Here is a 22415-nt window from a genome sequence, read left to right as displayed (position 1 = left end):
GAGACCCTCACAGTATCGAGTACGCGGCGGCCCCGGTCAGCGCGAGCGCAGCAACAGTCCCGCCTAGCACGAGGTACGTGACGGCCCGTGGTTCCCAGCGGAGGTGCTGGTAGTACGCGGCGACGCCGACGGCCTTGACGACCGACAGCACCATGATGAGCGCGAAGGCGGCCCAGTAGGCGCTGTCGACGAGGCCGGCGAACTCGACGACAGCCTGTGCGGTCGCGAACACGAACAACACGACGTATATCACGGTGTAGCCTTTCCAGTCCATTGTTCTAGAGGATGTAGAAGAGCGGGAACAGGAACAGCCAGACGATGTCGACGAAGTGCCAGTACAGACCGAAGTACTCGATGGCACTGTCGTCGCCTTGGTAGGCCCCGTTCCAGGCCCTGACAGTCATGTACGCACAGATGATGAGCCCGATGGTGACGTGCGCGCCGTGGAGCCCCGTCGTCAGGTAGAACGTCGACGACGCGATGTTCGTCGAGAGGTTCCACCCGTTCGGGAACGCCTCTGTGCTGATGTGGAACAGGTGCTGCCACTCCAGTCCCTTGTTGATCAGGAAGCCGACCCCGAGCGCGAAGGTCCCGGCCAGCGCAGCGACGGTCCCGCGCTTGCTCTCGCGTTCGGCGGCGACCATCGCCAGCACGACGAGGAAACTCGACGTGAGCAACAGATACGTGTTGATGAGGCCGGGCATGGTCACGTGCTCGGCAGGGATGAGGTCGTGGTGCCAAGCCGTCCAGCCGTAGGCGACCCGAACGAAGGCATACGAGCCGATGAAGGCCCCGAACAGGACGATGTCGCTGGCGAGGAACGTCCACATCCCGAGTTTCATCTTCTCGACGCGCTCGAAGGGCCACCGTTCGGCGATGGCCATCTCCGGCGCGTGGAACGGCTCGCGGGTCATCCCGACAAGCGACCCGAACGTCGCCACCCCGCCGATGGCCGCCATCGACAGGTAGAATACGCTCCCTGTTCGCACGCCGGACAGTCCGAGGAACGCGATGAACCCGCCGAAGCTGACGAGGAACGGCCAGAAGCTGGCGTGGCTGGCGTGCTCTTCGCCGCCGACCTCGTGGGCCGTCTCCACCTCGGTGGCCGTCACCGCGGCCCTCGCCGTCACCGCGCCGCCGTCCGTCGCGGTCCCGCCGTCGGTCGCCGCGTGGCCATGCGCTGCGGCTCCGGGCGTACTCTCGGTGTGGTTGGTGACTGCTTCCTCGTCGAGGAACTCCAGTTTCCCGGTGGCGTAGCTCGGCACCCCGGGGAAGTTTTCGAGCGGCGGCGGTGAGGCGGCGGCCCACTCAGCGGAGGTGGCGTACTCCCAGGGGTTCGGCCCGACATCCTCCCCGCGCCAGAGGCTCACGAAAAGGTTGTAGAACATGAGCAGGAAACTCGCGCCGAGAATGAACCCGCCGACAGTGGCCATCGTGTGCCAGATCTGCAGGCCATCGGGGTAGACGAACACGCGCCGCGGCGTCTCCCAGGCGATGAACATCGGGAAGTACAGCAGATTGAACCCGAGGAAGTAGACGCCGAACTGTATCTTCCCCAGCGTCTCGTTGTACATCTTCCCCGTTATCTTGGGATACCAGTAGTAGAGGCCGCCAAAGAGAGCCGTCGCGCCCGCCACCATCACGTAGTGGAAGTGGGCGACGACCCAGTATGTCCCCCGGAACTGGTAGTCCAGCACGATTGCGCCGAGGAAGACGCCGGTGATGCCGCCGATGATGAACAGGATGAGCGCGCCCAGCGAGAACAGGAACGGCGTTGTGAACCGGACCCGCCCCTTCGCCATCGTGTAGATGAGCGAGAACACCATCAGGTCGAATGGCAGGGAGATGCCGATGGTCGTCGCCATGAAGATGGTCTTGATTGGGAGGTTGATGCCGGTCAGGAACATGTGATGCATCCAGACGACGAAGCTCTGGAGCGCCACCAGCACCATCGAGATGATGAACCACTTGCGGCCGACCAGCCGCCGCCCGGTAAAGGTCTGGAAGCACTCTGCCATTACGCCCAGCGCGGGGAAGAAGACGATGTACACCTCCGGATGGCCGAAGAACCAGAACAGGTGCGCCCACAGCAGCGACGCACCCGGGTTGTCCGCGTCGGTCGCCATCGTTGTCCCGTCGATGGAGTACTGGAAGTAGGTCGTCCCGAGGATGTGGTCCGAAGCGAGTATCATCAGCGCCGCAAGCAACGCCGCGAAGGCAAAGAGCATCATCCAGACGGTGAGGTTGATCGATAGCGAGAAGATGGGGATGTCCCGCATCCGGAGCCCCTCGGCGCGCATCCGGTACATCGTCGTCAGGAAGTTCACCGACCCCAGCGTCACCGCGGCGGTGAACATGATGAGTGCCAGCACGACCGAGGTCGCCCCCAGTCCCTCGCCGGGGATGTACGCCGGCGTGTTCAGCGGGGCGTACATCGTCCACCCGCCCGCGAAGGTGGTCCCCTGGAAGAAGGAGACGCCCATCAGGATGCCAGAGAACAGGTACAGCCAGTACGACAGCGCGTTCAGCCGCGGGAAGGCGAGGTCGTCCGCGCCGATCTGTAGCGGGACGAGGTAGTTCGCAAAGCCGAAGGCAAACGGCGAAATGAACCAGAACACCATCAGGAGGCCGTGGGTCGACACTGCCTGATTGTACCCCATCGACCCCAGCAAGTCAGCGCCTGAGGAAATCAGTTCGAGGCGGAATAGCAGGGCGAGAACGCCCCCAAAGACCAGAAAGAACAGCGCGGTGATGAGATACAGCACGCCGATGTCCTTGTGGTTGGTTGTGAGGAACCATCGGCTGACCGACGACTTCGGCGGGAGGCCGTGGTCGTGGCTCATGCTGGGGCACCTCCGGTGGTCGCGGCTACGTCGCCTGCGGTCGGTGTCCCGAGGCTGGTCGATTCGGTTGCGGTCCCGTTCGCGGCCGGTTGGTCTCCGCTCCCGGCCGAACCTTCAGTCCCGTTGTACCACTCCTCGTACTCGTCCTGTGGCATCACAACCACGTCTGTCGTCATCAGCGAGTGGCCGCTGCCACACAGTTCGTAGCACTTGGCGGCGTAAGTTCCCGTTTCGTTGGCCGTGAACCAGGCCGACGTGTACTGGCCCGGGACGGCGTCGGTCTTGACTCGCAACTCCGGTATTCCGAAGTTGTGGAACACGTCCGTCGAGGTCACCTGTAACCTGACCACCCGGTCCTGTGGCACGTAGAGCGTGTTGGTCGTGTGCCCGTTCGGATACACGAAGTCCCAGCCGAACCGGTATCCCTCTACGTCGATCTCCAGCGCCTCCTCTTGAGCCAGATCGGGACCCTGTTCGATGTACAGCAGTTGCGAGTACGTCCAGGCGATGAGCGAGACGACGATGATGGCGCTGATGCTGAACGAGTAGAACACCTTCCGGCCACCCGCGCCGCCGGTCGGCATCTCCCCCATTTCGGGCCGTTCGACCTTGTCGGCGTACGGGTCCGTTCCGCCCCCGTCGTCGCGGTACTTGAGCGCGTGGTACATCGTGTACGCCACGACGACCACCCCGACGGCTGTTCCCAGCAGCAGGAACACCTCGAAGATCTGGTCGAACACCGCACTGGGTGCCCTGACGTCGCCACCGTGCAAGGGGAACACAATCATGGCGTATGTTATCAAGGATACCGCCATTTCTTCATGATTCTTCCCACCTTGTAATAGGTATTGCGGACAGATTTCTGACATATGTCCTTCGCTGGCCTAACGTGTGCGGGAACTTTTTTATCTACTGCCATGTTACAACACACCATGGAAGACACGTCACCCGGCGTCGAGGACCCGCCTATCAACGACGACGGCCTCACAGAGGTCGAGGAGTTCGATAGCCTCGCCGGGATTCTCGCCGACGGTGTCGTCGGTGCTGCCGGCGGGCTCGTCGGGACAGCGATGATGTCGGTCGTCTTCCTCATCGCCCAGTCACTGGGTGCGTTCAGTCTCGACGACTTCGCAATCCTCACGGAACTCGTGGGCCTGACCGGCTACGTCCCGGAGGTACTGTTCGGCTTCTTCATCTTCCTCGGCGGCGGGATGTTCCCGTGGCCGCTGCTGTTCGCTTCGCTGAAAGCGTACCTCCCGGGCCAGTCCGATCCCGTCAGCGGCGCGTTCTTCGGCGGCGCGATGTGGACCGGGTTCGTGCTCGCCTTCTACACCGACCAGTCCGGACTCACGCTGGTGCTGTACGCGGTGCTGACGCTCATCGCTCACGTCGTCTACGGCATCGGTCTCGGCGCGGTGTTCAACTACTTCTCGACGCGCCCGGACTCTATCGTCTGAGGCCGAAGACCTGTCTGAGATTGCGAGCTACTCCGTCGTCACTGTCTCCGACGCGGTGAGCGTCGTCGCACGGTGTGTTGCGGACGCGATCTGGAAGTGAACTGTGTGCTCGCCGGCCTCGTATGCATCGCCCAGTTGCTCGGCGAGGTCGAGGCTCCCGCTCATCGAGCCATCGCCGTAGTGGACGTGTCGCGCATCGTTTGGGATGACCTCGCCGGTCGGCACCGGATCGGTGTTGACGATCGCGTGCAGATGGCCCGTATTCGACGTGATACCGTCGCTGGTGGGTCCGATGGTGTAGTTCTCGACACTGGCCTCCCAGTCAACGACGCTCCCGTCGACGCTCGTCTCGACACTGAGGCTGGCCTCGTCGCTGACGGTCACGTCGACGCTGTCGGTCAGTGCCATCGCCGTGTGTGCGCCGTCCCCCAGTTGGAGGTGGAGCGTGTGCTCGCCGGGGTCTAGTTCCAGCACGCCGTCTTTCTGCCCGGTCCCGTAGTGGATGTGGGCGTCGTCCGTCGGAATTGTCTCGCCCGGCGTTACAGGGTCGGCGTCAACGATGATGTGGTAGTGCCCGGCCCCGCTGGTCACTTCCCCGGCTTCTTCGATGGAGACGCCGTCAGCGGTTGCCCGCCACTGTACGGACGGACTGGTAAGGGCCGCAGTATCGTTTGGGACCGCAACGGAGACGCTGGCGTTCTGTCCGACGCCGTTCCGATACGCCCCAGTCTCCGCTTCTGTGGTGTCGGTGTCCCCGCCGTTCGCTGGCTCCGTTGCCATGCTGTCGGTCCCCCCTGTCCGGGTCGGTGTCCCCGCGCCGCCGCCCGACTGTTCCTCGCTACAGCCCGCGAGACCGGTCGCTACAGCAGTCGAGACGCCACAGACGAACGTTCGGCGTGTGAGTCTGTCGTCCATATCGCGTGGCCGGAACTGTTGCTCCACGAACACTTAAGCGCTCGACCGGCCGTAAATACGGCTTTGGATAGAATGTCACACCGGTTGCCAGGCACCGGCCGGACCTGTTTCTGCAGTCAATTTCACCGAAACCGGGACTTGCGGGACAAAAGTCGCTGGACGACGCGAGCGATGCGCTGGTGACCGGCGGAGAACGCGGTGAGCATTCGCCGGAACGTGGCTAGCTTGCGCTCAGGCTTCGGCTTCCGCATCGGCGTCGCCGTCCGCCTCCGCGTCCGCCCCGTCTTCACCCTCGAACTCTTCGAGCGTGCTTCGGAGCTGTGGGATCGTCGCGGTGAGGTCACCGATCTGCTCGCGGGCATCGTCGACATCGTCGATGAGGTCCGCGATGGTCTCGATTTCTTCAGCGAGGTCATCAGCGTCCTCGAAGGCGTCCGCGCGTTCGCCCATCGTGTACCACTTCTTTGCGTCGCGGAGGTGGTCCTCGGCGTCGCCCACATCGAGTGCTGTCTTGAGCGAGTTCAGCACACCGAGCGTGTTGTCGGCTTCCACGTCCCAGACCGAATCGGCCGCCGGGAGTGCGTTTCGGGCCTCTGCGAGCGACTCCTCGACGTCGGTTCGCATCTCGTTTGCGGCCTCGCCGAACAGTTCGTCGTCGTCCAGACTTGACTGACTCATATGGGACGATTTGTGTGGTAAGGGATTAAAAGCCCGCCTGAAAGTGAAAGTGAAACCGCAAGACGTGACCGACTGGTCAGTCCTGAAACCGAAAAGCCATTCTAGTTACTCGGCCCGGATGTCCGAGCGCACCTCTGGAATCGGGTCCATGTCGGCGTCGATATCACCCAGCACGAGCATCGCGTAGTATCGCAGGAACGTCGTCAGCGGGACCTGAATGAGTGCACTGAGGACGATGAAAACCAGTCCGCCTAGCAGGCCAATAACGCCGGCTACAGCGATTCCGACAGTCCCCTGAATGACAAGATAGAGTGCGAACGCGCCGAGTCCGACCGGAATCCCAACGACGATGAGTGCGATGATTCCGAGAATCGCGCTGACGATACCGACACCAATCTGAAGGACGATAGAGAAAAACAGGTAAGCGAGGTACTGCTTGGGGTGGCGTTTGATTGAACCCCAGAGTCGCGACCAACCCGAGAGAACGCCGCCGTTGTCTGCCGTCATCAGCGGGACGACAAACACCGTGGTGAAGCCAAAGACGATGCCGTAGCTTATCGCGAGCACCGCGAACACAGCGATGAACAGTCCCGATAGCGCGAGGACGCTCGATGCCCCGACGTTTGCGGCCTCGCCACCGAGCACGAGGAAGAACCCGGCTGCGCCGATTACGAGTGCGATGCCGAGCCAGATAATCCCGAGGACAAGTCGAAACAGGAACAGCCGTATGCCGTTCCCGACGTGCTCGCTGAAATATTGGCGGACGTGTATCTCGCGGTCGATGAGCGCCTGGGTCAACACGAACTCCATGAAGTTACTCAGGACACCATACGCGAGTGCTAGCAGAATGAACAGGCCGATAACGGCGAACACGAGGAGCCCGGCCCCGGCGAGTAGTTCGTCCGGCACACCGGACGGGACACCGGGTTCGGAGACTTGCAGAGCGAAGTCCCCCGGCAGGGACAGCACAGTTTCGAGTGGCGCGGTCAGCTGAAAGTCGCTTCCCGGACCGCTGGGGCCGCCCGGGCCGCCGTTCCCGCCGAAATCACCGAAGTTGCTGAACGACTGGACGTTGTTCAATCCGACACTGCCGCCACCGATGAAGAACACGACGAACGCCATCCGCAGCCACGTCCATTTCTCGAACGGGAACAGAAACGACTTCGTCGCGTCAATTGCGTCGTCGATATCGTCGACTGCGTGGAGGGCCATGTCGGAAGTCTCACAGCCCGCTCTGGTAAAATTTTCGGGGCTGTGCCAGGGATTCAGGCCGCTCTCTGGCTATTTCATTCCTGCACTGCGTCGACCTGCATCAGCGGGTACCCGTCCTCCATCGCCATGCTCGTCTCGACCGTGACCCCCTCGTATTCGATTTGCATCTCGACGTCGATGAACCGCCCGGTGAGTTCCGTGTAGTCCGCCCCGCCCTCGGCGATAGCGCTTTCCAGCGCCTCCATGCGGACGCTGACGGTGACCGTCTCACAGAACGGCTGGTTCTCGATGGCCTCTTCCATTGCAGCTGCGAGCGAGTCGGCGCTATCCGGGCTGATTGGTGTCCCCGCGAACTGGTGATACAGCGAGCCGAACTTGACGCCCGCTTCGAAACACGCCTCCTGCGCAGCTGTGGGTTCCATACAATCGGTCCGGCTGGGCGACACAAAAGCGAACCGCAAGCTACCTATTGCGTGCGACGTATCGTCTCATACGAATGGACGACCCGGTTCTGCTCACCGGCGCTGGCGGCGCTGTCGGGGCGGCCATCCTCGAAGGACTCGAGGACGCCTACGAGTGGAAACTCATGTTCCACAGCCCACCCGCCGAGGAGCCCGACCACGAGTACCTCGTCGGGGACGTGTCCAGCGAGGGCGACGTGGCCGCGGCGATGGACGGCGTCGGCGCTGTCATCCATCTGGCCGGCGACCCCCGGCCGGAAGCCCCCTGGGACTCCGTCCTCGAAAACAACATTGACGGCACCCAGAAGATGTACGAGGCCGCTGTCGACGAGGGCGTCGAGAAGTTCGTCTTCGCGTCCTCGAACCACGCCGTCGGCTCCTTCGAAACGGACGAGCGCACACCCGAGATGTATCGCCCGGACGACCAGTACCGCCTTGACGGGATCGAGCTCCCCCGCCCCGGCAACCTCTACGGCGTCTCGAAAGCCACCGGCGAGGTGCTGGGCCGCTACTACCACGACGAGCACGGCCTCTCCGTCTGTAACATCCGTATCGGCAACCTCACGCGAGGCCACCCGCCGATAGACTACGAGCGCGGGCAGGCGATGTGGCTCTCTTACCGGGACTGCGCCCACATCCACGACTGCGCGCTGCAGGCCGACTACGAGTACGAAATCGTCTACGGCATCTCCGACAACGACCGCAAGTACTACTCCATCGAGCGCGCCAAGGACGTGCTTGGGTACGACCCACAGGACAACTCCGCGCACTTTGACGGCGAAGAACGCGTCGCCGAACCGGAACCGTAGCCGTCTCCTACTTACGGTCGCCCGCTATCCCGAGCCGTCGAACAGCCCACGGACGTCGTCGTCTTTCTGCTGCTCCAGTTCGACGTGGTCTCGAAGCCGCTGGTAAACAACGGGCCGCTGGTCGCGCTCGCGCACGAACGAGAACAGCATCCCGACGAACTGCGAGTTGCCGTTGCCTCCAAGTTCACTCCGGGCGCGGGCAACAGCGTCGGCGATGACCGCCCTGTCGTACCGGCCAGCCTCCGCCAGCACCTCGGCGGTGATGACCGTGGCGTCGAAATCCAGCGCGCCGTAGCCGATGGCTTCGCCGTCATGTGTCAGCGTCGGCGGGTCCGCCGCTGCGTGGTGGGGGTCAGCCGCTGTTGCCGCGAGGAACGACCGGACCTCGTCTAGCGCCACGCCGTGATACGGGTCGGGCAGGCCGTCGAGGTACTCCGCCGCGCTCTCGGCCAGTCCCTGCGCGCCCGACCAGTTCTCCTCGCTGGCGTGGTAGACGACCGCAGTGAACTGGATGAGGCCATGCAGGAATCGTTCATCGTCGCCCGGATCGAGGTCCAGCCAGTACTCTTCCCACGCGTCATGTGCGGCGTGGTAGCGACCTTCGTTGTACACTGCGATGCCGGCACGGAGATGGTCGCGCACACAGCGAGTTGGATTCGCGGTCGGAAAACCACATCGGCGTTTCGAACAGAGTTGTTGCTGTGGATTCTTCTCTTGTATCGGTCGGAGTGATCCACAGCACTGACCGCTCGCTACGCTCGCGGTGTTGTGCTGTAGAGAAACGTCCGGACGGAGTTCCACGCGAGCACCGCGAGCGTGGAGCACGTCCGGTCGTAAACAAAGTGAATGTCCGGACGGAGATTTGAACAGGTGACAGACGGTCCTTCCCTCCAGTTACGCTGCGACTATCGTGTTCAAGTCTCCGCACAGAGCTTCGCCAACGCAGTCGCCCTGGCTGTCGCTCGGCGGTTTGTGTCGGCAGAAACGTCCGGACGGAGATTTGAACTCCGGTCCCTGGCTCCGCAAGCCAAGAGGATAGTCCACTACCCTATCCGGACTCATATCGAGAGAGGGTGGTGCACCTAAAAAGGGTGACGATTCGCGTACCGTCACGCGACTGGTAGGCACACTTCGCTATAACGCTGGCTTGAACAACCGGGAGTCCCATTCAACGACCATATCTTAGGGCGAATATGAAGCGCCACCAACTCCTGCAATACGGTGGTCTCGGTTGTTCGATAGCGCTTGCTGGCTGCTTCGGCGGTGCGTCCGGTAGCGGGGAAACATCCACGGAGGGTGCGTGTGAATCCCAAGTGTGAACGAGACGACATTCAGTATTATCAGGCGACAGTCCGGCGCACAGACAAGTTCGGCGACGGTGGCTTTCGATGGGGATCAGGTCGTCGTTGACGGGACTATCTGGGGGTCTAACGGGTGCAAAACGGCCGACCTGACAGACATCTCGTATGATACGAGTGCCGATGAACTGAGCCTCAGCGTTGGGACGACAGAGATGCCAGATGCCGGCGATATGTGTCCGCAAGCCATTATGGAAATCAACTACCGGGCTACGGTGACGTTCGAGAACGGGCTCCCTGGTACGGTGTCTGGCTCCCACGACAGTGGCGACGGCCTGAACCCTGTGACAACAGCGACACCCTAACGGCTACCTGCGCCGCTCTCACCGTGGTGGAATGTGAGTGTCTGCTGTCGAGCCAGCGGACAAGAGTTTATATCCCATCCCGTGACCACTTTCGAGTCATGGACGAGATACGACCGAAATCGACCGACAACGGCCGCTCGCTCGCCCAACGACAACGCTTAAGCGCGCCCCAGCCCAGCGTCCCATAGATAGATGGGTGCGATAGAGGACATTTACGAGGACCTAGAGACGGACGTCCCCGAGGAGGAGTTCCGCGAGGCCGTCGAGGAGAAGGTCGAGCAGATGGGAGGGCTCGCCGACGAGGAGACGGCCGCGATGCTGTTGGCCCACGAACTCAACGAGAATGAGGTCAACGCCATCGCCGATATCGAACCTGGGATGGACGAGGTCAAATTCCTCGCCAAGGTGATGGCCATCGGCGACCTGAAAACCTTCGAACGCGACGACGAGGACGAAGACGGCCGGGTCATCAACGTCGAGGCCGCCGACGAGAGCGGCAGCCTCAGGCTCGCTTTCTGGGACGGACAGGCCGTCGACATCGACGAGGGGCAACTGGAGGTCGGCGACGTGCTCCGGGTCAAGGGCCGACCGAAGGACGGCTACAACGGGCTTGAGGTGTCTGTCGACAAGGCAGAGCCGGACGAGGACGCCACAATCGACGTGGAGCCGGGCGCTGGCTCGTCCATCGACGCGCTGACGATGGGACAGTCCGACGTGACGCTGCGCGGGCTCGTGCTTGATACCGATTCGATTCGGACGTTTGACCGCGACGACGGTAGCGAGGGCCGCGTCTCGAACCTCACACTTGGCGACGAGACGGGGCGCATCCGGGTGACGCTGTGGGACGACCGAGCCGACCGCGCCGACGAACTCGATGCGGGCGCGGCCGTCGAAATAATTGACGGCTACGTTCGGGAGCGGGACGGCTCGCTTGAACTCCACGTCGGCGACCAGGGGGCCGTTGACGAAGTGGAAGACGACGTGGCCTTTGAGCCCGACGCCGACCCAATCGCAGAGGTCGAACTCGAAGAGACGGCCGATATTGCTGGCGTCGTGCGCTCGGCCGACCCCAAGCGGACGTTCGACCGCGACGACGGCAGCGAGGGGCAAGTCCGGAACGTCCGCATTCAGGACGCAACGGGCGACATCCGCGTGGCGCTGTGGGGCGACAAGGCGGACAAGGACATTGCACCGGGGGACGAGGTGCTCGCGGCCGATGTCGAAATTCAGGACGGCTGGCAAGACGACAAGGAAGCGTCGGCAAGCTGGAACTCCACGATTGTCGTGCTTGATGACGGTGCGGATCTGGCGACTGGTGGCGCAGGCGGGGGAGCCAGCGCCGAGACGACCGACGCCGAACACGCTGGCCTGTCCTCCTTCGGCGACGAAGGGGACGACACTGACGCTGATAGCAGCGGCAACGAGGCGGCCGCTGTCAGCGCCGGCACCGGCGACACGTCACCGGACGGTGGCGCACAGAGTGCCGGCCAGCAGGTTGAGTTCACCGGCACCGTCGTCCAGACTGGCGACCCCGTCGTACTCGACGACGGTGAGCAGACGATGAGCGTCGAAACCGGCGAGCGCGTGCAGTTAGGGCAGGAAATAACTGTCCGTGGGGAACTCCGTGACGACCGGCTTCACGCTGAGGACGTGTTCTGAGTCGCCGAGCGACGCTACGGAAACTCTTAAGACCGCAACACTCCCGGGTTTGGGTATGAGTGTCGAGCTACCGTTCGCACCGGTGGATGCGGTCATTCGGCGGAACGCGGACGGGCTCCGGGTGAGTGCCGACGCTGCGGAGGAACTGGCTCGTCGAATACAGGACCACGGCGCGTCGCTTGCCGTCACGGCAGCCACGGAGGCCACCACGGACGGACGAAAGACGCTGATGCCGGCCGACTTCGGCATCGAGCAGGTCCCCGAAAAGGACGGCCTTGAACTCCCCGTCGCGCCGGTCGACCGCATCGCACGGCTCGACATCGACGACGACTACCGCGTCGCCATGGATGCTCGCGTCGCGCTCGCGTCTCTCCTCGAAACGTACGCCGACGAAACGGCCGCCGCGGCCGCCGCGTTGGCTCGTCACGCTGACCGCCGGACGATCAAGGCAGCTGACGTTGAAACGTACTTCGAACTCGAACAGTACTACTGAATGAACTTCGGCTACCGCGAGGTCTGTCTGGACCACGACACCGGGCCGCGACATCCGGAGAGTCCCGACAGACTTCGAGCGATACGGCGCGCGCTCAAGGAAAATCACGGTGTCGAGTACGTCGCCGCTGACGACGCAGACCTCGACCTCGTCCGTGCGGTCCATGACACCGACTACATCGCGGAGTTCCGCGAGTTCTGCGACGACGGTGGCGGAAACTGGGATGCCGACACCGTCGCGGTCGAGGAGACGTGGGACGCCGCACTCGCGTCAGCCGGCCTCGCTGTCTGGGCAGCAGAAGCCGCGCTTGACGGCAATACCGGCCGTGACACGCCGTTCTCCTTGGGCCGACCACCCGGTCATCACGCAGTGGGCGACGACGCGATGGGGTTCTGTTTCATCAACAACGCGGCCGTCGCGGCACAGGCGGCCCTCGAAGCCGACGCCGACCGCGTCGCCATCTTCGACTGGGACGTCCACCACGGGAACGGCACGCAGGACATTTTCTACGACCGCTCGGACGTGTTCTACGCCTCGATACACGAAGACGGGCTCTACCCCGGTACCGGTGATATCTCGGAGACTGGCACGGGCGACGCCGACGGCACCAATCTCAACGTGAAGTACAAGCCCGGTGCTGATACCGCCGACTACCTCGCCGCAATCGACGAGTGCATCGCGCCGGCGATCAGGGACTACGATCCCGACCTGCTGCTCATCAGCGCCGGCTTCGACGCGCACGAACACGACCCGATTTCACGGATGCGTGTCTCTACGGAGGGGTACGGCGCAATGACTGACCGGATGCGCTCGCTCACAGACGCCTGTGACGCTGCACTGGGAATCATCCTCGAAGGCGGATACGGACTTGACACGCTCTCGGATTCGGTTACAACCGTTCACGAGGTCTTCGACGGCTACCAGCCGATGGAGCCCGACGACGATGTCAGCGACGACGCCCGCGATGTTCTCGATGATCTCGCCGATCAGGGCTTCGGATCGAAGTAGCTCGCCAGATCGACACCGAAGCCGTCGGCAAGCGCTGCGATATCTGTACCGACCAGTACCTCGTACCCGTTCTCCAGCGCCGACTCGATCCGCTGTCCCAGCCCAACGTCGTAGACGGCAGCACTCGACAGGAACCCAGTCGCTGTGGTAAACGCTCGCTGCCGTTCGACAACGTATCGGTCGCCGTCGATGAAGGGGCCGGCCACCTCGGAGTTGTCGTCGTACTTCTGGAAGAACCCGCTCGCGTGCTCGCGGACGTGTACTGGTGGCCCCTCGTGACGCTCAACAGCCGGCTGCTCGGCGACAGCGAACTCAAGCAGCAGGACGGCGTCTCGTCCCCGGGTTTCGGTGTCCAGCGTTTCCGGCTCACCGCTGTCGTCCTCAACGAATGCGGCCGACCGCAGGACTTCAAACCCGCGTCGGTCGAGTTCGCTGCAGAGCCCGTCGAGGGACTTCCGGAGCTGTGGCCAGAGCTGGTCATCGACGACATCCGGGGCCGCGAAGCGAAGCGCGACCGGCGTGGTGCCCCGCTGTGATACCGCGGCTTCAACGTCCGCTGCTTCGAACGGGCACGGGTCGTCTTCGGTGAACAGCGACACCCGCGGCTCGGCGAGGAGGTCCCGGGCGTAGTGCTGGAGTGTGGCGACGTTCGTTTCGGACAACACTGCCGCGACGTTGCGCTCCGGGTCCGTCGGGTCGATGACGACCAGCGGGTCGTCGAACGTCTCGCTCCCGTGGTCGTCCGGGTCCAGTCGAACTGGCGGGTGCCAGTCCGCGACCGCTTCGAGGAACGCTCGGAAGCCACCGAACTCAAGCACCAGTAATTCCGTTAGATAGCCTGAGAACCCGCGTGTCCGGAGGTCGCTCCCGTAGACGCCGATCCCCTTCAGGAACTGCTTTGCCACCCGCACCTCTGCCGCGCTGTTGTCGTCCAGTCGCTCCTGCAAGTATCTGGTGTGAAACGGCGTCCGGTCCACCGCGGACTGGATTTCTGTGGCGTCCTCGACCGCATAACAGGGCACCAGATCCACGGCGTACCCCTCGCGCTCGCCGACGACGTAGGGGTGTTCGGCGTACTCCTCACGCCCATCGGGCAGGACATCGTGCCCGACAGCCAGTCCGTACTCCTCCAGCGTTTCGCGGTCGATAGACGGCGGAAAACAGACGAACACGTCCACGTCTCGGTCACCGGCGGTCCACGTCCCTCGCGCCGTCGAGCCGACCTGCACCACTTCCGCCTCAACTGGAAGGTCAGCGATAGCTGCTTCGGCGTCAGCCATCACCGCGTCGGCGACCCGCTGTAACTGCGCTCGTTCGTCGTCGGTCGGCGAGGCCCGTGCTCGCACCTTCCCGACGACGGCGTCGAACTCATCGCTCATACCGCCGCTTGCGCACAAGTGCGTGAAAGCGTGTCGATGCCGACTGGAAACGAAAGCCCTAATTACCAACTCTGGCAATGATTGAATGCGTTCGCGCCGCCGTAGCTCAGTTGGTAGAGCACCTGGTTGTTACCCAGGTTGTCCCAGGTTCGAGCCCTGGCGGTGGCGTCGTTCTTTCACTCACAAACCGACGAGCGCTGCGACTCCGTCACTGCGGCTTTCAGGGCCGCTGGACGGTGAGATATGCAGCCGATGTACGAAACTCTCTGTATCGACCCACCTGTCTCTCCGAACCCCACCACTCCAACCCGACAGGCTAAAGATGCGGACTCATCAACACCATTCTGAAGGGCCCTTAGCTTAGTCTGGTTAAAGCGATCGGCTCATAACCGATTGAGCGCTGGTTCAAATCCGGCAGGGCCCATTTCTGCTGTCTCAAAACCACTTGTAAGATGGCTATCTGCTGGACTGAATAGCGTTATTGCTTCGGGCCCGCCTCCGCTCACCGTCCGCTGCTCACTCGTCGACAACGACGACCTTGACCTGTTGGACGCCACCAATTGCCCGGAGTCGGTTGGCCAACTCGGTGATTGTGCCACCCGCGCCCTCAACGACCAGCGTCTCCATACAGGTATCGTGGGAGAGATGAATGTGCTGGACAGAGGTGATGATGTCGGCCATGTCGTGTTGGACTGTCTGGAGTTCGTCAGCGATGCCTGAGACGTGGTGGTCGTGGACAATGACAATGGTCCCATGGTGGTGTTGCTCGTCACCGGATTCCCACTCGTAGGTCGCAAAGAAGTCACGCAGCGAGTCGCGTATCGCTTCCGACCGACTCGCGTATTCCCACTCGTCGACGATGCCGTCGAGCCGGTCGACCATCGACGATGGAAGTGTCAGACTTATCCGGTCGAGATCGTCACTCATGTGTGTCGATAGGGCGGGGCCCGCATATGGATATCCGGGCTTCGGTAATACTCACCCGCCGGCAGTAATACTGCCCGATGAAAAAGTATTATTACCGCGCCGGGACCAGACTTGGGTAGTATGCATATTCCCGACGGATATATCGATCTCCCGCTTGCACTGCTGTTCGGTGCGCTTGCGGTCGTCGTTTTGAGCGTCGCTGCAAAACGCGTCAACGGTGAGATATCCGACGCGCGCGCACCGTTGCTCGGCGTCGTTGCGGCGAGCATCTTTGCTGCACAGATGCTTGACTGGCCGATTCCGGGCGGGACCAGCGCCCACTTCGTCGGCGGCGCGTTCGCGGCGATTCTCCTCGGCCCGCATCTGGGCGCACTCTGTGTCGCGACCGTCGTCACGATTCAGGCGCTCGTCTTCGGTGACGGCGGGCTCGTGGTGCTTGGCGCGAACGTGTTCAACATGGCTGTCGTCGAGGTGTACGTCGGCTACGCCATCTATCGCCTGCTTGTCCCCTACGGTGAGTTCCGGGCCGCCTTCGCTGCGGGGTGGCTGGGAATCACGGCCGGTGCACTGACCGCCGCGTTCCAGCTTGGCCTCTCCTCGGCGTTCCAGTACCAGTTGCTGACAACGCTGTCGATAATGGGCGTCGGGCATCTCGTGCTCGGGCTGATTGAGGGGGCCATCACCGCCTCGGTCTACCGCTACCTCGCTCGCGCTCGCCCCGACCTCCGGCCGAACGCCGCTTCAGAGGTGAGCGCGTGATGGCTCGGAACCGCCCCGACTGGCTGCCTCGTGCCCTCACCGCGTTGCTGGTCCTGACGCTGCTTGCGCCGGTGTTCGGGTGGGCAGCCGGGCAGGTCGGCTACGCCGAGCCCCTTGAGAACGCCGCCGAGACGACAGGTGCGACAGAACACGCCACCGCCGTCGGTACCGCCCTGTTCCCCGACTACGGTGTCCCCGGACTCGGCGGCGCGACCGGGACATTCGTGTCGGCTGTCGTCGGAACGGCACTGACGCTTCTCCTCGGTGCTGGCATCGGTCGTCTGCTCGGGGCGGATACCGACCAGCGGCAGTAGCTGATGTCCGGTAGAGACCTGCTTGACCGGACCGTCGCGGCTATCGCGGCCAGCGCTCAGTGGTTCCTGCTCGCGGAGGACCTCCCGGACCGGGACGGGTTTCTTCAGGCCGTTACGCCGACGGTCAAGCTCGTCGGCATCGCAACGCTTGTCGCCCTGACCGTGACACAGCGGGCGCTGGCAGTCGTCAGCGCGCTCGCGCTTGTTGCCACAGTGCTCGCGGCGCTGTCGCGGGTCCCCGTTCGGACCTTTCTGGGTCGCCTGACTGGGCCGCCGGCCTTCGCGCTCGTGGTCGTCGCGCCGCAAGCGTTCTTGATGGGTGGCCCCTCGCTGGGGTCGCTCCCGCTCTCGGCCGCTGGCGTCGACTACGTCCTCACGTTCGCCGTCCGCGTAACTGCGTGTGTCGGTTTCCTGTCTGTGCTGCTGTTAACGACCCGCTTCGCCGACCTGCTGGCGGCGTTTCGCCGGCTCCGAGCGCCGCCCATTGCCGTCTCACTGCTCGGAATCACGTACCGTTATTTGCTCCTCTTTTTCGCGGAACTCGAACGTATGGTCCGGGCCCGCCGGAGCCGAACCATTGCTGAGCCGAGTCTTCGCCGGAACTGGCGCGATTCGGGACACTTCGTTGGCTCGTTTCTCGTCCGGAGCTTGGAACGCGGCGAGCGGGTCCAGCGGGCCGCTCGTGCCCGTGGCGGGACTGGCTCGACACCGGCACAGCCCCGGGAACCGCTCGGGCGGGCCGACTTCGCCTTCGGATTGGTCGTCGCACTCGCCGTCGTGGTGGTGGTCGCGTGACTGCCATCGAGGCGACTGCCCTCCGGTACGCCTACCCCGACGAAACGCTGGCCGTCGACGGCGTCGACGTGTCCATCGAGCGCGGCGACCGCGTTGCACTGCTCGGCCCGAACGGGGCTGGCAAGTCGACCCTGCTGGAACTGCTGGGTGGGTTAGTCGACCCCGACGGCGGGCAGGTACGGTACTTTGGGGCGACGACCGACGCCGATACCGTCCGTAGTCGGCTGAGCGTCCTCATGCAGAATCCCGCGGACTACCTGTTCAATCCGACCGTCCGCGAGGACCTCGCCTATGGGCCGGCACAACTTGACTGCGACCGCGCGGAAGTCGACCGCCGCGTCGAGCGAGTCGCGGACCGGCTTGACCTCGATGGCCTCCTGTCGAAGCCGCCGTTCCGACTCAGCGGCGGCGAGCAGCGTCGAGCCGCCCTCGCCAGCGCGCTCACCGTCGAGCCCGACGTACTGCTGCTCGATGAGCCGGTGAGCAACGTCGATGCCGCGAACCGGGAAACGATTCTTGACCTGCTCGATGAACTCGCGGCCGATGGCGTCACGCTTGTCGTCTCAACGCCGGACACCGAACTCGTCCCACACGTCGCAGACCGGGTGCTGTTGCTCGACGATACTGGCACGATTGCTGCGAGGGGGACGACCCGACGTATCCTGACCGACACTGACCTGCTGCGGGACTGTGACCTGCGCCCGCCGCAGGTCGTCAGACTGTTCGAGGGTCGAACAGTAGACGTGCCGCTGACTGTCGATAGTGCCGCCGAACGGCTGGATGCGGCTGGGTTAGATACCAGAGAGTGACGGCATAGCGCGTGGAGACACTGGAGCCTATCAGCTGGATCTCATTCCGACGCGTCAAGCAAGCGGCCGTGCACGTCGATTTCGCCGTTCCGAATCCGGGTACTGCTGATTCGTGTGCCGTCTTCGGCGACGACGAACGGCGGCGTGTGGATTTCCAGCGGGTGGAGCCCCGACTCCCGCCGCTGCTGATTGAGTTCGTAGGCGCGGCGCTGTGCCTTTGCCTCCGGCGAAGCGACGAGCGCATCCACGTCCGCCCGTGTCGCGGCCGGTCCCTGCGTGTCGTCTAACCGGACAATCTCATATGTGGCGGTGTATGGCTCACCTAGCTGGTCTAGCTCAGAAGCGAGCGCGCTCCGACGGTCATCGTACGCACCCAGCTGCTTGACGTGTGTTGGGTCGCTACGCGTCTCTGTGGCCAGTTCGGGGCTCGTCAGACCGACGATGACGTGGCCGTCGCCACTCCCGTCGCGGCTTGCGGTCTGAAACGCTTTGTGTAGGAGCGCCCGGTGGCCGTTGTGAATCGGTGTGAAGGTCCCGCCGAGAATCGCTGTCCGGTCCGCGTCTGCCATACGCGAATGTCCCACCAGCATCATATATAGCTGCTGTCCGTCGGATGACTCGTCAGCGCCAACTGCTTCCATCGACTGTAACCCGGTAACACTCGCGTCAGCAGTCACTCAAGTAGTTCCGGCACGTATTGATGCTAATGACCGAAGTCACCCCCACATCGGGTATCCACCACGTCACATGCATCGCGAGCGACCCGCAACAGAACATGGACTTCTGGGCCGAAACGCTTGGACTCAGGCTCGTCAAGCGCTCGATTAATCAGGACGACCCCAGTACGTATCACTTCTTCTTTGCCGACGCTGAGGGGAACCCGGGAACGAGCATGACGTTTTTTCCGTGGGAGGACCACGCACAGGGGAAGGTCGGCTCCGGACAGGTCTCACGCACCGCGTTCCGCGTTCCCGAAGGGAGTCTCGATTACTGGGAGGGCCGCTTTGACGAGTACGGCGTCGACTACGACGACCGCGTCGAGCGGTTCGGCGAGACTGTCCTCCCGTTCCGCGACCCGGACGGGCTGCCGGTCGAACTGGTCGAAGTCGAGATTCCTGACGACGACCCGACCGAGCCGTGGACGGAGTTCGTTCCCGAAGACGCCGCTATCCGCGGCTTCCATTCCGTAACGCTGTGGCTCGCTGACCCCGAACCCACAGCGGACCTGCTCCAGACGATGGGCCTAGAGGAAGTCGGGACGGAGCAGGCACAGGGGGATACGCCTGGCGACGAGCGGACCCGCTTTGCCGCGACAGGCTCCGTCGGGAAGTACGTCGACGTGTTACCGACAATCCAGGGCGGCCGACAGGGCCACGGCACGGTTCACCACGTCGCCTTCCAGACGCCGACCGACGAGGACCAGCAGTCGATGCGCGAGGCCGTCCGCGGTGCGGGGCTACGCCCCACGTCACAGATCGACCGTCACTGGTTCCGGTCGGTCTACTTCCGGGAATCCGGCGGCATCTTGTTCGAACTCGCCACAAGCGGCCCCGGCTACGACAGCGATGAACCGCTTGACGACCTCGGTGGCCGGCTGGTACTGCCCGGAACGTTCGAGAGCCGACGCGAAGAAATCGAGGCGGGGCTCACGGACGTGACAATTCCTCGGTCAGAGACAGCCGAAGCCGACGACTAACGCCATCGAACCGGTCGGTATTCGCTTCATTCTTCCTGTTAGTCTGTGAGTAAATATGAGTACTGGGGGTGTCCTGTGTCACATGTCCACAGAGGGCCAGGAATACGTTATCGCGCCGTGGGGGGAGAGTGAGTGTGAGACGACCGATGTCACGGTCGACTTGCCGTCCCGAGAGCTTGCAGCCCAACTGGAAATCCCGACAAGCGTGCTAGACCGCATGGCACAGCTCAGCGACAAACACGACATCCCAGTGACGCAGGCGCTCGGGGAGCGACTGGAAATCAACCGGGCGCGGATGTCGCTGTATGCCGCGAAGTCGGTTGACGACGTGGCCGCCGTCCAGCAGCACCTCACTGACGCCCGTGAGTACCTGTCCGGCGTCGAGACGCTCGATACCGACGACCTCGAAGCCGACATCGAACATCTCTGGACCAACGAACTCGGCAGCGCATAATCCCGTCGGTGAAGTGGACAGCGGACGAGAGCGGCTATGTGTCCCCATAGCGGCTTAGAAAGTGGTTTACTCATACCCTGGACTAGTTGGTAATGAATCGGGAGATGGGGCGTGGTACAACACGGGAGGTCGAATTCCGTCCCCGTAGCACTGGTCAGAGTGCCCTTTTCAGGTTTTCTCTCAATTCTTTACCGTTGGCTTGGAGTTTACAGTAACTTTAATTCCCTGAGTATCTCACCTGTGTCCGTAGAATTATAATGAACGATAATAGACGACTTTGGATCGTAGCTGCAGTGTCGTTGCTCCTGATATTCGGCGGGAGCGGGCTCGCATGGACAGTGCAAACAGACGCCGGTTCCGTGGAGGTTCGCGACGTGACGTTCTCCGGGGCCAACGGGACGATGATGAGCGGGACGCTGTACATCCCCGAGGAGGCGAGCAGTGCGTCCCCACAACCGGGGGTGCTGGCCGTCCACGGGTACATCAACTCGAAAGAGACGCAATCGCCGTTCGCTATCGAGTACGCGAGACGGGGCTTCGTCGTGCTCGCTATCGACCAGACCGGCCACGGCTACTCGGACCCGCCAGCGTTCAAAAACGGCTACGGTGGCCCCGACAGCCTCGAATATCTCCGGTCGCTGGACTACGTCGATAACGAAAACATCGGGCTCGAAGGCCACTCGATGGGTGGCTGGACTGTCATCACGGCGGCCGCGGCCCATCCGGACGGGTACGAGTCGATGGTCATCGAGGGCTCCTCGACGGGGTCGAACCGCGCCCCCGAAGGCACCGATTCGTTCCCACGGAACCTCGCCGTCGTGTTCAGCGAGTACGACGAGTTCGCCCCGTTGATGTGGGGAACGGCGAGTGCCTCCAACGTCGAGCAGAGCGACAAACTCCAGACGGTGTTCGGTACGGACAGCGCCGTTGAAGAGGGGCGCACTTACGGCAGCGTCGAGGACGGGACCGCACGGCAACTGTACACGCCGGCAACGACCCACCCCGGCGACCACTTCTCGACCGCAGCCATCGGCGCGTCCATCGAATGGCTCCAGTTCACGCTCGAAGGTGAGGACGAAATAAATCCTAGCAACCAGGTCTGGTACTGGAAATCGCTGGGGACCTTTGTCGCCCTCATCGGCGGTGTGCTGTCACTGTTCCCGGCCGGTGGACTGCTCATCGAGCGGGCATCGACTGACAGGCTTCGACGGGAGTACCCCGACGGGAAGGGGATGACCGGCGGCAAGCGGTACGCGGCGGCGCTCCTCGCAGCGGCCATCCCGATTGTGACCTACTTCCCGCTGCAGGACATCGCACCGGCGGTCATCGGGCTCAGTTGGCTGTTCCCACAGCAGATCAACAACGGCGTGATCGTCTGGGCGCTGGGGAACACGGTCATCACGGCGGTGCTGTTCGCGGTGTGGCATTACACGAGCAACGCTGACGACCCGTCGGTGTCGCTGGCGAACTACGGCCTTGACACGGGCGATGGCGCACGAACGCTCGGCATCTCGGTTCTGGCCGGTGTCGCTACCGTCGGTGTGTTGTATCTGCTGGAAGCCGTCGTGGCGTTCCTGTTCCAGACGGACTTCCGTATCTGGGTGTTCGCCATCAAACTCCTGTCCCCGGCGCAGTTCCGGATCAGCTTCTCGTATCTCTTGCCGCTGTTTGCCTTCTTCGTCGTCCTCGGTGCGCTCCTGCACGGTCAGCTCCGTCCCGAGGGCGAGTCCCGGTCGCTCCGCCGCGCGATGGCGACGAACTGGCTCATCGTCGTCGGTGGGTTCGTCGTCCTGTTGGCGATTCAGTACATCCCGCTGCTGACCGGCCAGCCCCTGCCGCTTGGCCACCCACTGCTGACAATCTTGGCGCTGCAGTTCGTCGCCTTGCTCAGCATTGTGGCCTTCGTTAGCACGTACTTCTTCAGAAAGACGGGTCGGGTCTGGGTCGGCGCGACGATCAACGCCGTTCTCGTGACGTGGGTTATCGTTGCCGGGACGGCGACGCAGTTCCCCGTCTAGACCCGGCGTTTCCTTCTCTATTCGCTCTCGGTGACGGTGGCGTTCCGGCCGTGACGACACACAGCC

24 protein-coding genes and 3 tRNA genes are annotated in these 22415 nt (G+C 63.2%); 15 read left to right on the top strand and 12 right to left on the bottom strand.

Features of this window, described 5'->3' with window-relative positions; translation table 11 throughout:
* Positions 1–7: 7 nt before the first annotated feature.
* From G9463_RS08625 to coxB, 3 genes are read right to left on the bottom strand one after another with little or no spacing between them, the layout of a single operon-like run.
* Positions 8–274 (bottom strand): cytochrome C oxidase subunit IV family protein, encoded by a 267-nt coding sequence (locus tag G9463_RS08625; RefSeq protein WP_005537244.1) that lies wholly within the window; start codon positions 272–274, stop codon positions 8–10.
* 4 nt (positions 275–278) lie between these two features.
* The gene (locus G9463_RS08620) at positions 279–2843 is read right to left on the bottom strand and encodes a cbb3-type cytochrome c oxidase subunit I (protein WP_165896475.1); all 2565 of its coding nucleotides are present in this window, start codon (positions 2841–2843) and stop codon (positions 279–281) included.
* Positions 2840–3631: a cytochrome c oxidase subunit II gene (coxB, locus tag G9463_RS08615; RefSeq protein ID WP_240149977.1), complete on the bottom strand. Its 792-nt coding sequence runs from the start codon at positions 3629–3631 to the stop codon at positions 2840–2842. The genes G9463_RS08620 and coxB overlap by 4 nt, the downstream gene beginning before the upstream one ends.
* A gap of 144 nt (positions 3632–3775) precedes the next feature.
* Here coxB and G9463_RS08610 point away from each other — a divergent pair, with 144 nt between their 5' ends.
* Positions 3776–4300 (top strand): DUF6789 family protein, encoded by a 525-nt coding sequence (locus tag G9463_RS08610; protein WP_014041413.1) that lies wholly within the window; start codon positions 3776–3778, stop codon positions 4298–4300.
* Between the two features lie 27 nt (positions 4301–4327).
* Here G9463_RS08610 and G9463_RS08605 read toward each other — a convergent pair whose 3' ends face one another.
* The 4 genes from G9463_RS08605 to G9463_RS08590 all read right to left on the bottom strand — a co-directional run bounded on the left by G9463_RS08605 (position 4328) and on the right by G9463_RS08590 (position 7527).
* On the bottom strand, positions 4328–5215 hold the full coding sequence (locus tag G9463_RS08605) for a DUF4399 domain-containing protein (RefSeq protein WP_165896473.1): 888 nt from the start codon (positions 5213–5215) through the stop codon (positions 4328–4330).
* A gap of 231 nt (positions 5216–5446) precedes the next feature.
* Positions 5447–5893: a DUF5790 family protein gene (locus G9463_RS08600; RefSeq protein WP_165896472.1), complete on the bottom strand. Its 447-nt coding sequence runs from the start codon at positions 5891–5893 to the stop codon at positions 5447–5449.
* A gap of 105 nt (positions 5894–5998) precedes the next feature.
* Positions 5999–7105, bottom strand: a complete 1107-nt coding sequence (locus tag G9463_RS08595) for a hypothetical protein (protein WP_165896471.1) — start codon at positions 7103–7105, stop codon at positions 5999–6001.
* Positions 7106–7179: 74 nt separating this feature from the next.
* A complete protein-coding gene (locus G9463_RS08590) occupies positions 7180–7527 on the bottom strand; it encodes a dihydroneopterin aldolase family protein (protein ID WP_165896470.1) in 348 nt (115 codons plus the stop codon).
* A gap of 74 nt (positions 7528–7601) precedes the next feature.
* On the opposite strand from G9463_RS08590, the gene azf reads away from it, so the two are divergent.
* Positions 7602–8375, top strand: a complete 774-nt coding sequence (gene azf / locus G9463_RS08585) for an NAD-dependent glucose-6-phosphate dehydrogenase Azf (protein WP_165896469.1) — start codon at positions 7602–7604, stop codon at positions 8373–8375.
* A gap of 24 nt (positions 8376–8399) precedes the next feature.
* Here azf and G9463_RS08580 read toward each other — a convergent pair whose 3' ends face one another.
* Together G9463_RS08580 and G9463_RS08575 are read right to left on the bottom strand one after the other, a co-directional pair.
* Complete coding sequence (locus G9463_RS08580; RefSeq protein ID WP_004958963.1) at positions 8400–9017, bottom strand: DUF309 domain-containing protein; 618 nt, start codon at positions 9015–9017, stop codon at positions 8400–8402.
* A gap of 343 nt (positions 9018–9360) precedes the next feature.
* Positions 9361–9433, bottom strand: a tRNA-Arg gene (locus G9463_RS08575).
* 257 nt (positions 9434–9690) lie between these two features.
* On the opposite strand from G9463_RS08575, the gene G9463_RS08570 reads away from it, so the two are divergent.
* From G9463_RS08570 to G9463_RS08555, 4 genes are all read left to right on the top strand, one after another.
* Positions 9691–10038 (top strand): hypothetical protein, encoded by a 348-nt coding sequence (locus tag G9463_RS08570; protein WP_165896468.1) that lies wholly within the window; start codon positions 9691–9693, stop codon positions 10036–10038.
* A 192-nt stretch (positions 10039–10230) separates the two neighbouring features.
* Entirely contained in the window at positions 10231–11697 is a 1467-nt protein-coding gene (locus G9463_RS08565) for a single-stranded DNA binding protein (RefSeq protein ID WP_004958958.1), read from the top strand.
* A gap of 55 nt (positions 11698–11752) precedes the next feature.
* Complete coding sequence (locus G9463_RS08560; protein ID WP_007189365.1) at positions 11753–12190, top strand: histone; 438 nt, start codon at positions 11753–11755, stop codon at positions 12188–12190.
* Complete coding sequence (locus G9463_RS08555; protein ID WP_007189364.1) at positions 12191–13198, top strand: histone deacetylase; 1008 nt, start codon at positions 12191–12193, stop codon at positions 13196–13198.
* Here the strand turns inward: G9463_RS08555 and cca are convergent.
* A complete protein-coding gene (cca, locus tag G9463_RS08550; RefSeq protein ID WP_127014098.1) occupies positions 13177–14577 on the bottom strand; it encodes a CCA tRNA nucleotidyltransferase in 1401 nt (466 codons plus the stop codon). The genes G9463_RS08555 and cca overlap by 22 nt on opposite strands.
* Positions 14578–14672: 95 nt before the next feature.
* On the opposite strand from cca, the gene G9463_RS08545 reads away from it, so the two are divergent.
* Together G9463_RS08545 and G9463_RS08540 are read left to right on the top strand one after the other, a co-directional pair.
* Positions 14673–14745: transfer RNA gene (locus G9463_RS08545), tRNA-Asn, on the top strand.
* 181 nt (positions 14746–14926) lie between these two features.
* A tRNA-Ile gene (locus G9463_RS08540) sits at positions 14927–15001 on the top strand.
* Between the two features lie 92 nt (positions 15002–15093).
* On the opposite strand, the gene nikR is transcribed toward G9463_RS08540, so the two are convergent.
* Positions 15094–15504: a nickel-responsive transcriptional regulator NikR gene (gene nikR / locus G9463_RS08535; RefSeq protein ID WP_004958951.1), complete on the bottom strand. Its 411-nt coding sequence runs from the start codon at positions 15502–15504 to the stop codon at positions 15094–15096.
* 120 nt (positions 15505–15624) lie between these two features.
* Between nikR and G9463_RS08530 the strand changes: the two genes are divergently transcribed.
* From G9463_RS08530 to G9463_RS08515, 4 genes are read left to right on the top strand one after another with little or no spacing between them, the layout of a single operon-like run.
* On the top strand, positions 15625–16263 hold the full coding sequence (locus G9463_RS08530; protein WP_121302375.1) for an energy-coupling factor ABC transporter permease: 639 nt from the start codon (positions 15625–15627) through the stop codon (positions 16261–16263).
* Entirely contained in the window at positions 16263–16577 is a 315-nt protein-coding gene (locus G9463_RS08525; RefSeq protein ID WP_165896467.1) for a PDGLE domain-containing protein, read from the top strand. Before G9463_RS08530 ends, G9463_RS08525 begins: the two co-directional genes overlap by 1 nt.
* A 3-nt stretch (positions 16578–16580) precedes the next feature.
* On the top strand, positions 16581–17372 hold the full coding sequence (gene cbiQ, locus G9463_RS08520) for a cobalt ECF transporter T component CbiQ (RefSeq protein WP_004958945.1): 792 nt from the start codon (positions 16581–16583) through the stop codon (positions 17370–17372).
* A complete protein-coding gene (locus G9463_RS08515; protein WP_165896466.1) occupies positions 17369–18181 on the top strand; it encodes an ABC transporter ATP-binding protein in 813 nt (270 codons plus the stop codon). The genes cbiQ and G9463_RS08515 overlap by 4 nt, the downstream gene beginning before the upstream one ends.
* A 41-nt stretch (positions 18182–18222) precedes the next feature.
* Here the strand turns inward: G9463_RS08515 and G9463_RS08510 are convergent, their stop codons facing one another.
* Entirely contained in the window at positions 18223–18750 is a 528-nt protein-coding gene (locus tag G9463_RS08510) for a phosphopantetheine adenylyltransferase (protein WP_165896465.1), read from the bottom strand.
* A gap of 137 nt (positions 18751–18887) precedes the next feature.
* Here G9463_RS08510 and G9463_RS08505 point away from each other — a divergent pair, with 137 nt between their 5' ends.
* From G9463_RS08505 to G9463_RS08495, 3 genes are all read left to right on the top strand, one after another.
* A complete protein-coding gene (locus tag G9463_RS08505) occupies positions 18888–19877 on the top strand; it encodes a VOC family protein (RefSeq protein ID WP_165896464.1) in 990 nt (329 codons plus the stop codon).
* A gap of 82 nt (positions 19878–19959) precedes the next feature.
* Positions 19960–20331: a hypothetical protein gene (locus tag G9463_RS08500; RefSeq protein ID WP_004958939.1), complete on the top strand. Its 372-nt coding sequence runs from the start codon at positions 19960–19962 to the stop codon at positions 20329–20331.
* Between the two features lie 257 nt (positions 20332–20588).
* Complete coding sequence (locus G9463_RS08495; protein WP_165896463.1) at positions 20589–22349, top strand: alpha/beta hydrolase; 1761 nt, start codon at positions 20589–20591, stop codon at positions 22347–22349.
* Positions 22350–22415: the final 66 nt, after the last annotated feature.

The organism is Haloarcula sp. JP-Z28, assembly GCF_011440255.1.
Classification (GTDB): domain Archaea; phylum Halobacteriota; class Halobacteria; order Halobacteriales; family Haloarculaceae; genus Haloarcula; species Haloarcula marismortui.
This window is presented reverse-complemented; position numbering and strand designations above follow the sequence as displayed.